At 32.8% G+C, this 9,239-nt stretch carries 6 protein-coding genes; 4 read left to right on the forward strand and 2 right to left on the reverse strand.

Features of this window, described 5'->3' with window-relative positions; all coding sequences use genetic code 11:
* Positions 1 to 43: 43 nt before the first annotated feature.
* From B3J44_RS11170 to B3J44_RS11180, 3 genes are all read left to right on the forward strand, one after another.
* Positions 44 to 772: a TIGR00730 family Rossman fold protein gene (locus B3J44_RS11170; RefSeq protein WP_111425481.1), complete on the forward strand. Its 729-nt coding sequence runs from the start codon at positions 44 to 46 to the stop codon at positions 770 to 772.
* 289 nt (positions 773 to 1,061) lie between these two features.
* On the forward strand, positions 1,062 to 3,809 hold the full coding sequence (locus B3J44_RS11175; protein ID WP_286968519.1) for an aminopeptidase: 2,748 nt from the start codon (positions 1,062 to 1,064) through the stop codon (positions 3,807 to 3,809).
* Positions 3,810 to 4,000: 191 nt separating this feature from the next.
* The gene (locus tag B3J44_RS11180; protein WP_286968520.1) at positions 4,001 to 6,415 is read left to right on the forward strand and encodes an alpha-ketoacid dehydrogenase subunit alpha/beta; all 2,415 of its coding nucleotides are present in this window, start codon (positions 4,001 to 4,003) and stop codon (positions 6,413 to 6,415) included.
* 208 nt (positions 6,416 to 6,623) lie between these two features.
* Here the strand turns inward: B3J44_RS11180 and kdsB are convergent, their stop codons facing one another.
* Both kdsB and B3J44_RS11190 read right to left on the reverse strand, forming a co-directional pair.
* Entirely contained in the window at positions 6,624 to 7,358 is a 735-nt protein-coding gene (gene kdsB / locus B3J44_RS11185) for a 3-deoxy-manno-octulosonate cytidylyltransferase (RefSeq protein ID WP_286968521.1), read from the reverse strand.
* Between the two features lie 3 nt (positions 7,359 to 7,361).
* Positions 7,362 to 7,886 carry a hypothetical protein gene (locus tag B3J44_RS11190; protein ID WP_286968522.1) on the reverse strand — a complete coding sequence of 175 codons (525 nt, stop codon included), beginning with the start codon at positions 7,884 to 7,886 and terminating at the stop codon, positions 7,362 to 7,364.
* Between the two features lie 112 nt (positions 7,887 to 7,998).
* Here B3J44_RS11190 and B3J44_RS11195 point away from each other — a divergent pair.
* A partial coding sequence (locus B3J44_RS11195; protein WP_286968523.1) for a PQQ-binding-like beta-propeller repeat protein occupies positions 7,999 to 9,239 on the forward strand: 1,241 nt, incomplete at its 3' end.

Below are 9,239 nucleotides of genomic sequence, written 5' to 3' on the forward strand. Positions count from 1 at the left end.
TTCCGTTTACATAAAAACATAATAATAAATTAAAATACCTAAAATGAGATTAGAAGATTTTGATAATGATGAAGATAAAGTAATTCAGGATCGTTTGAAACAAAGAACGTGGAATGAAATTAAAACCAATGACAGCTGGGCAATTTTTAAGATTATGTCTGAGTTTGTAAATGGTTACGAAGCAATGGGACGTATTGGTCCTTGTGTTTCTATTTTTGGATCGGCAAGAACAAAACCAGAGGATAAATACTATCAATTGGCAGAAAAAATTGCTTATAAAATCAGTAAAGCAGGTTACGGTGTGATTACAGGAGGTGGTCCCGGAATTATGGAAGCTGGAAATAAAGGTGCACATTTAGGTGGTGGAACTTCGGTAGGTTTAAATATTGAGCTTCCATTTGAGCAGCATTTCAACCCGTATATTGATCATGATAAAAACTTGAATTTCGACTATTTCTTTGTGAGAAAAGTAATGTTCGTAAAATATTCGCAAGGTTTTGTGGTTATGCCAGGAGGTTTTGGAACTTTAGACGAAATGTTTGAAGCCATCACTTTAATTCAAACCAAAAAAATTGGAAAGTTCCCGATTATTTTGGTTGGAGTTGAATTCTGGTCAGGATTGATTGAATGGGTTAAAACCGTTTTGGTTGAAAAAATGCATACAGTAAGTCCAGAAGATTTAAATTTATTTAAAATTGTAGACACAGAAGACGAAGTTGTTGAAGCTTTGGATAAATTCTACAAAAAGTACGATTTAAGTCCGAATTTCTAATTTTCGAACCATATAAGTGATATAAGCGTAGCGTTTAAAGCAATCTTTTTAAATGAACTTATATCACTTATAAGGTTAAAATATACTGCAAATACGCAAAAATTGAAAGCTGTTTTTTTAAACAGCTTTTTTTATACTATTTTTACAAAAATCCGTAACTTCAATATGTCCGTAACGTAAGTATATCTGATAATTTTTAAGCCATTATTTGAAAGCACTTTATAAAATTATTTGCCTCTTTTTAGCTTTATCATTTTCGATAAAACTAACTGCGCAACATCTCTCTAAGATGGAAGTGGCAGTGAATCTTGAGCTTAAAACACTGAACGTTAAGCAAGATATTACATATCATAATACAACAAATGATACGCTAACTACGATTGTTCTAAATGATTGGAACAATGCTTTCGCCGACAAAAACACGCCTTTGGCAAAACGTTTTTCTGATGAATTTTACAAAGGTTTCCATTTAGCTAAAGCTGTCGATAGAGGAAAAACAACAATAATCAATTTAACCGAAACTAATTTTTCGGCTCTAGAATGGGAAAGAAGTGCTCAGAATCCTGATTATATTGTTGTCAAATTGGATCGTAAACTTTTTCCGAACGAAAAAATTGATCTGCACCTTAATTACATTGTAAAAATACCAAACGATAAATTCACTCGTCTTGGTTTTGATCAAAATGGCGGAATGGCACTAAGAAACTGGTTCTTAAGCCCTGCTCGCTTTGAAAATGGTCTTTTTGTAAAATACAACAATTTTAATCTAGATGATATCGCGAATGCAGTGAGCGATTATGAGGTCGAAATTAAAATTCCGAACCAGTATTCTATTACTACTGATTTAAATTCCATTTCAAAAGACACGACCAATCAAACCTATAGCATTTATTCTTTTTCGGGAAGAAACAGAACCGATTTTAGCCTTTATATCGAAAAACAAAATAGCTTTAGAACGTATGATAATGGCTCTATACTTGTAGAAACTAATCTAAAAAACAAAAAAATAGATGAATTTCAGAGAGCTATTATAATCAACCGAGTGGTTTCTTACGCTGAAAAAGTTATTGGCAAATATCCGAATGAAAAAATAACGGTTTCTCAGATCGATTATGACAGAAATCCGTTTTACGGATTAAATCAGTTGCCTTCATTTATTAGTCCGTTTGAGGACGATTTTATATTTGAAATTCAGTTTTTAAAGACTTTTTTAAATAATTATCTCAAGAATAGTCTTCGTTTAGACCCAAGAAAGGACAATTGGGTTTATGACGCCATCCAGATTTATACCATGATGAATTATATGGAAGAACATCATCGTGATGAAAAAATGCTGGGAAAACTGTCTGACATGAAACTCTTTAAAAGTTATAATATTACAAATCTAACTTTTAATGAGCAATACAGCTATTACTATATGCTAATGGCTCGTAAAAATTTGGATCAACCTTTGGGAGATCCGAAAAACACGCTTATCAAATTTAACGAACAAATTGCCAGTAAATACCGCGCTGGTTTAAGTTTGAGTTATCTAGACGATTATCTTAATCACGATATTGTTCCAAAAAGCATCAAAGAATTTTATAACTTGAATCAATTTGGTCAATCTAATCGTTATGATTTTGAAAAAATTTTAACTCAAAAAAGCTCAAAAAACATCGATTGGTTCTTTAAAACCATTATCGATTCAAGAGATATTATCGATTATAAATTTTCTCACGTTTCGAGAACAGCAGACAGCATAAAGTTTTCTATTAAAAACAAAACTGGAATCTATGCTCCTATTCCGATTTACGGAATTAAAAAGAAAGAAGTTGTTTTTAAAGAGTGGATTGAGCCTAAAACAAAAGATTCTGTTTATGAACTTAGTCGAAAAAATGCAGACAAAATTGTAATTAATTATAACAATGAAGTTCCAGAATACAACCAAAGAAACAACTGGAGATCTTTAAAACATGTTTCGCTGAATCGTCCTTTAAAATTTAATTTTTCAAAAGATTTAGAAGACCCAGATTACAATCAGATTTTATATATACCAACATTAAATTACAACTATTATGACGGTATAACGCCTGGAGTACGTTTTCATAACAAGACCATTTTAGACAAACCTTTTAATTTTGATATTAACCCAGCTTACTCAATTAAAGCAGGTACGATTTCTGGTTCATCGGCTTTTTCATGGAATCAGAATTATAGAAATAGCACTTTATATAATGTTCGTTATTCTATCAGTCAAAATTATTATCACTACGCGCCAGATGCCACTTATTTGAAGTTAAATCCAATGGTGCAGTTTCGCATTCGTGAAAAAGATTTTAGAGATAATCGAAAACAGTACATTCTAGCACGTCAGGTTATTGTAAATCGTGAAGAGAGTGCTTATATAACAGATAACTCGCAACCCAATTATTCTATTTTTAATGCCCGTTATGGAAATACTAAAACAGAATTAATTAATCATTTTAGCTTTATGACCGATTTGCAGCTTTCTAGCGGATTCGGAAAAATGTCTGGAGAGGTGGAATATAGAAGGTTATTTGAAAACAATAAAAAGTTAAATTTAAGATTGTATGCCGGAACCTTCTTGTACAACACAACAAATTCGGATTATTTTAGTTTTGGATTAGACCGTCCAACTGATTATTTATTTGACTATAATTTGTTTGGTAGATCTGAAAGCACAGGATTTTTTAGCCAGCAGTATGTTATTGCCGAAGGTGGTTTCAAATCGCAATTAGAACCGGCATACGCCAATCAATGGATAACGACTTTAAATGCCAGTTATGCCATATGGAACTGGGTAGAGCTGTATGGAGACATTGGTTTCTTGAAAAACAAGCATCAAAGCGAGTTCTTTGCTTACGATTCGGGAGTACGTTTAAACTTGGTTCCAGACTATTTTGAACTCTATTTTCCAGTTTACTCCAATAATGGATGGGAAATATCACAACCTAAATACAATGAAAAAATACGATTTATAATCACTTTCTCACCAAAAACATTAGTTACTCTTTTCACTCGAAAATGGTTTTAATCAAATGAATTTTAAACAAAAACTTGCGAAATTATCAATAAAATTAAATTTTACATAAAAATCACATAAATAAAATACGTAGTTTTTTGAATTTGAATACAAATAATTAAATTATATTTAGTTTAAAGAATTATGATTATTGATTGTTTTTAAGTAATTTCGCGACATAAATAACATGACCCTACAAGATTATGATAAAAGAAAAAACCAATACTACACTGACATTTGAAGATTTCAAAACTGAGGTATTGAATGACTATACAATTGCTGTAACAAGCCGCGAATGTAGTCTTTTAGGTCGAAAAGAAGTATTAACAGGAAAGGCTAAATTTGGAATTTTTGGCGACGGAAAAGAAGTTCCGCAGCTAGCAATGGCAAAAGCTTTTAAAAACGGAGATTTCCGTTCTGGATACTACCGCGACCAAACTTTTATGATGGCTATCGGTGAACTAAATGCAAAACAATTTTTTGCCGGTCTATACGGTCATACCGATTTAGCTTTTGATCCGATGTCTGCGGGAAGACAAATGGGCGGACACTTTGTAACGCATAGTTTAAACGAAGACGGTTCTTGGAAAGACTTAACTAAACAAAAAAATTCGAGTTCAGACATATCGCCAACAGCAGGGCAAATGCCTAGATTATTAGGTTTAGCTCAAGCATCCAAAATATACAGAGAAGTTGACGGAATCACAATTAAAGATAAATTTTCTGTTAATGGAAATGAAGTAGCTTGGGGAACAATTGGTAACGCAAGCACTTCTGAAGGTTTATTTTTTGAAACGATAAACGCTGCGGGAGTTTTACAGGTTCCGATGGTTATGAGTGTTTGGGATGATGAATACGGAATTTCTGTTCATGCTAAACATCAGACTACAAAAGAAAATATTTCTGAAATTTTAAAAGGATATCAACGCGATGAAGATTCTAAAGGTTATGAAATCTTTAGAGTAAAAGGTTGGGATTATGCCGAACTAGTTTCGACATATGAAAGAGCTGGAGCAATTGCACGTGAAGAACATATTCCTGTTTTAATTCATGTAAACGAATTAACACAGCCTCAAGGCCACTCTACTTCTGGTTCTCATGAACGTTACAAAAGTGCAGAAAGATTGGCTTGGGAAAGAGATTTTGACTGTATCCGTCAAATGCGTTTATGGATGATTGCTATTAATATTGCTTCTCCAGAAGAATTGGCCGAACTTGATTTTCAATTAAAGAAAGAAGTTTTAGAAGCTAAAAAAGAAGCTTGGAATGCTTTTATTAATCCAATTATCGAAGAGCAAAAAAATCTTTTAGCTTTATTGGAGCAAATTGCCGAAGCAAGCATCAACCATAAAGAAAGAATCAAAAAATTAATTTCTGAATTAGCCGCGATTAAAGCACCTTTAAAAAAGGAATTACTAGTTTATGCTAGAAAGATTCTTCGTTTTATTGAGGTTCCAAACAGTAAGGTTCTTTTATCTAATTGGATTACAAATTTCCTAAACGAAACTCAACAGAAATTCAGCAGCAATCAGCATTCTGAATCTGCTCAAAATATATTTTCAGTAGAAAAAATTCTTCCTAAATATGCAGAAAATGCAAAACCAGATTTAGATGGAAGAATGATTTTGCGTGATAACTTTGATGCTTTATTTGCGAAATATCCTGAAACTTTAATTTTTGGTGAAGATGTTGGAAACATTGGAGACGTAAATCAAGGTTTAGAAGGCATGCAGGAAAAATACGGAGAACTTCGTGTTGCCGATGTCGGAATTCGTGAAGCGACTATTATTGGTCAAGGAATCGGAATGGCTTTAAGAGGTTTACGCCCAATTGCTGAAATTCAGTATTTAGATTATTTACTGTATGCTATTCAGATCATGAGTGACGATTTAGCTACTTTACAATATAGAACGGTTGGAAAACAAAAGGCACCATTAATCATTAGAACTCGTGGTCACCGTTTGGAAGGAATCTGGCATTCTGGTTCTCCAATGGGAATGATCATCAATGCAATTCGCGGAATTCACGTTTTGGTTCCAAGAGACATGACACAAGCAGCTGGTTTTTATAACACTTTGTTAGAATGTGATGAACCTGCTTTGGTTATTGAATGTTTAAATGGATACCGCTTAAAAGAAAAAACACCGCTAAACTTTGGTGAATTCAAAACACCAATTGGTGTTGTAGAAACTTTAAGAGACGGTTCTGATATTACTTTGGTTTCTTACGGTTCTACTTTAAGATTGGTTATGCAAGCTGCTAATGAATTAGCAGAAAAAGGAATTGAATGTGAAGTTATTGATATTCAATCTTTACTTCCATTTGATGTTAGTAAGGACATTGTAAAAAGTATCGCCAAAACAAATCGTCTGTTAGTAATTGACGAAGATGTTCCTGGTGGAGCTTCAGCATTTATTTTACAGCAGATTTTAGAAGAACAAGATGCATATAAACACTTAGACAGTAAACCACAGACTTTGGCAGCAAAAGCACACAGAGCTGCGTACGGAACTGATGGAGATTATTTCTCTAAACCTTCTGCTGAAGATATTTACGAGAAAATCTATGATATGATGCATGAAGTAAATCCTTCTAAATTCCCTGCTTTATACCAGTAATTAAGAATTTTAGATACTAAAAACGCTCCAAGATTTTGGAGCGTTTTTTTGTTTTTTTTACCCAAAGTGACCAAACAGTTTTGTCATTTCGACGAAGGAGAAATCTCCGCAAGAAACTCCGCAATGCAAATCAATCTTTGTCGAGCCACTTACGGAGATTTCTCCTTCGTCGAAATGACAAGATTGTAGATAATGTTATTCAAATTAATTAAAGATCCTTCAACATAACTCTCGCTCTCTCCAAATCTTCTGCTGTATCAATCCCAATTCCAACATGCGTTGTTTCAACCATTTTAATGCGTTTTCCGAACTCTAAATACCTTAACTGCTCCAACTTCTCAGAAGCTTCTAAAGATTTCATTGGGAGGCTGTAAAAGTCTAATAAAGCTTGTTTTCTAAAAGCATAAATTCCGATGTGCTGAAAGTATCTCACTCCAACATTTTTCTCCCTTGGATACGGAATTACAGAACGCGAAAAATACAACGCGAATTGTGATTGATCTACCACCACTTTTACATTATTCGGATTATTGATTTCCTCTTCATCTGATATTTCACGCATTAGCGAAGCCAAATCAATCTTTTTGTCTGCATCATTTTTAAAAACCGATAAAACCTGTTCTAATGGTCCCGCTTCTGTAAAAGGCTCGTCACCTTGCACATTCACTACAATATCAACATCCAAATTCGCAACGGCTTCTGCAATTCGATCACTTCCAGATTCATGTTCTTTAATACTCATAATGGCTTTTCCGCCATTAGAAACAATTTCGTCAAAAATCAAATCAGAATCGGTTACGACAAAAACATCATTAAACAAATTTGTCGAAACTGCTGCTTCATAAGTTCTCAGGATTACTGTTTTACCTCCCAAATCCTGCATTAACTTAGCAGGAAAACGAGTTGAAGCATATCGTGCCGGAATTACAGCTATTATTTTCATTTTTTAATTATTTATCAATTTTGAATTTATAGATAAAACTTGGCCTTTTTTATCTTGCATTTTTTGAATATCGTTTTCCATTACTTGCACCATCTTTTTCGGAAGTCCTTCTATAATATAATCATCTGTATAAAATTCTTTATTATAATACAATTCTCCACCTTCATAACTGCTGTCACTAAACGAAAAACAATCTTTTTTTCGATTTTTATACATCTTTACAAATCTTCTTTCAAAATAATACCGATTCAATGGATATTCTTTTATTTCTACTACATTTCCTAGAAAATTTATTTTTTCAACAGTAATTACTTCTTTTTCAGAATCTATTGTAAATTTCAGATTTACTGAGGCAACAAATGCTAATGTACCACAAAGCAAAAAAAATACAAACCAAAAGACCACTCCTATTATCGAACCGCTAAATGCAGAAAATAAAATTATTAGCAATGCAACAATTGCAAAAAATATAAATTGATCTTTTTTTGATGACTGATAAACTTTGACGTTTTCGTTTACTATTTCCATATAATAACAAATATACTATACATCAAGAGCTTTCTAAAATATATTTATAACATATTTCTTAACGCATTGCATTTTAATATCTTATAATATTTTTACTTTTATAAGAAAAAACATGAAGAAAAACTTTACCTTACTCCTGCTCTATTCCTTTTTAATTTTTACTTCTAATACTTTTTCTCAGAACAAATCGGACATTTTAAATCCATTCTCAAATCGTATTTTTCCTGGAAAGGGATATCAACCTATTCAAGATTTAAAATGGAAATTCAAGACTGAAGGAAAAATATTTTCTTCTCCAATTGTACAAAACGAAACAGTTTATATTGGTAGCGAAGATGGTTATTTTTATGCTACAGATGAAAAATCTGGAACTCTAAAATGGAAATTTAAAACCAATGGCGCTGTTCATAGCTCAGCAAGCCTTTACAATGACATTGTCTATTTTGGAAGTTTTGATGGACATTATTATGCTGTAAATGCCAAAACAGGAAAAGAAATCTGGCGTTTTAAAACCAATGGCGAACATTGGTACAGTGAAATCGGAATGTGGGGAATGAAACCAAGCGATTTACTTATGGCTGATTTATGGGATTTTTATCTTTCGACACCTGTTATCTACCTAGACAATAAATCGGCGTTAGCAATTTTCGGAAGTAGTGATGGAAATATATATGCCGTTGACGCTAAAAACGGAAGTTTAAAATGGAATTTCCAGACAAAGGCCGCAATACATAGCACTCCTGTTCTAGATAAAAGTACCGTTTATTTTGGCGGTTGGGATGGTATTTTTTATGCTTTAGACGCAAAAACAGGAAAAGAAAAATGGAAGTTTTCTACCGAAATTAAGACTGGTTTTACAGGAATTCAAGCTTCAGCAGCTGTTTCTGATGGCATAGTCTATTTTGGCGCTAGAGATCCTTATTTCTTTGCACTTAATGCTGCTACAGGAAAAGTAATTTGGAAGTATAATGCTGAAAATTCATGGATCTTAAGTTCTGCCGTTATTAAAAATAATACTGTTTATGTGGGAACCTCAGATACTTATGCTTTATTGGCTTTAGATGCAAAAACGGGAAAAGAAAAATACCGTTTTAAAGGTAACGGATATGTTTACTCTTCTCCTGCAATTGCTGGAAATACGATTTATTTTGGAGATTTTACCGGAAATTTCTTCGACTTGAATCTCCTTTCTGACGGAAAAGAATCGAATACTATTTCGACAGAAAACAGAAATAAATATGCCGAAAGTATTCTCAATAATAATCTATTAGATTTTGGATTCGTGGCAAAACAAGCTGACTTATCTATTTATTCTGAAAACAAAAGAATAATGGATGAATTTTACAAATTGGG

Origin of the sequence: Flavobacterium sp. UBA4854 (genome assembly GCF_002399805.1) — a bacterium.
In the GTDB taxonomy this organism is placed as follows: Bacteria; Bacteroidota; Bacteroidia; order Flavobacteriales; family Flavobacteriaceae; genus Flavobacterium; species Flavobacterium ginsengisoli.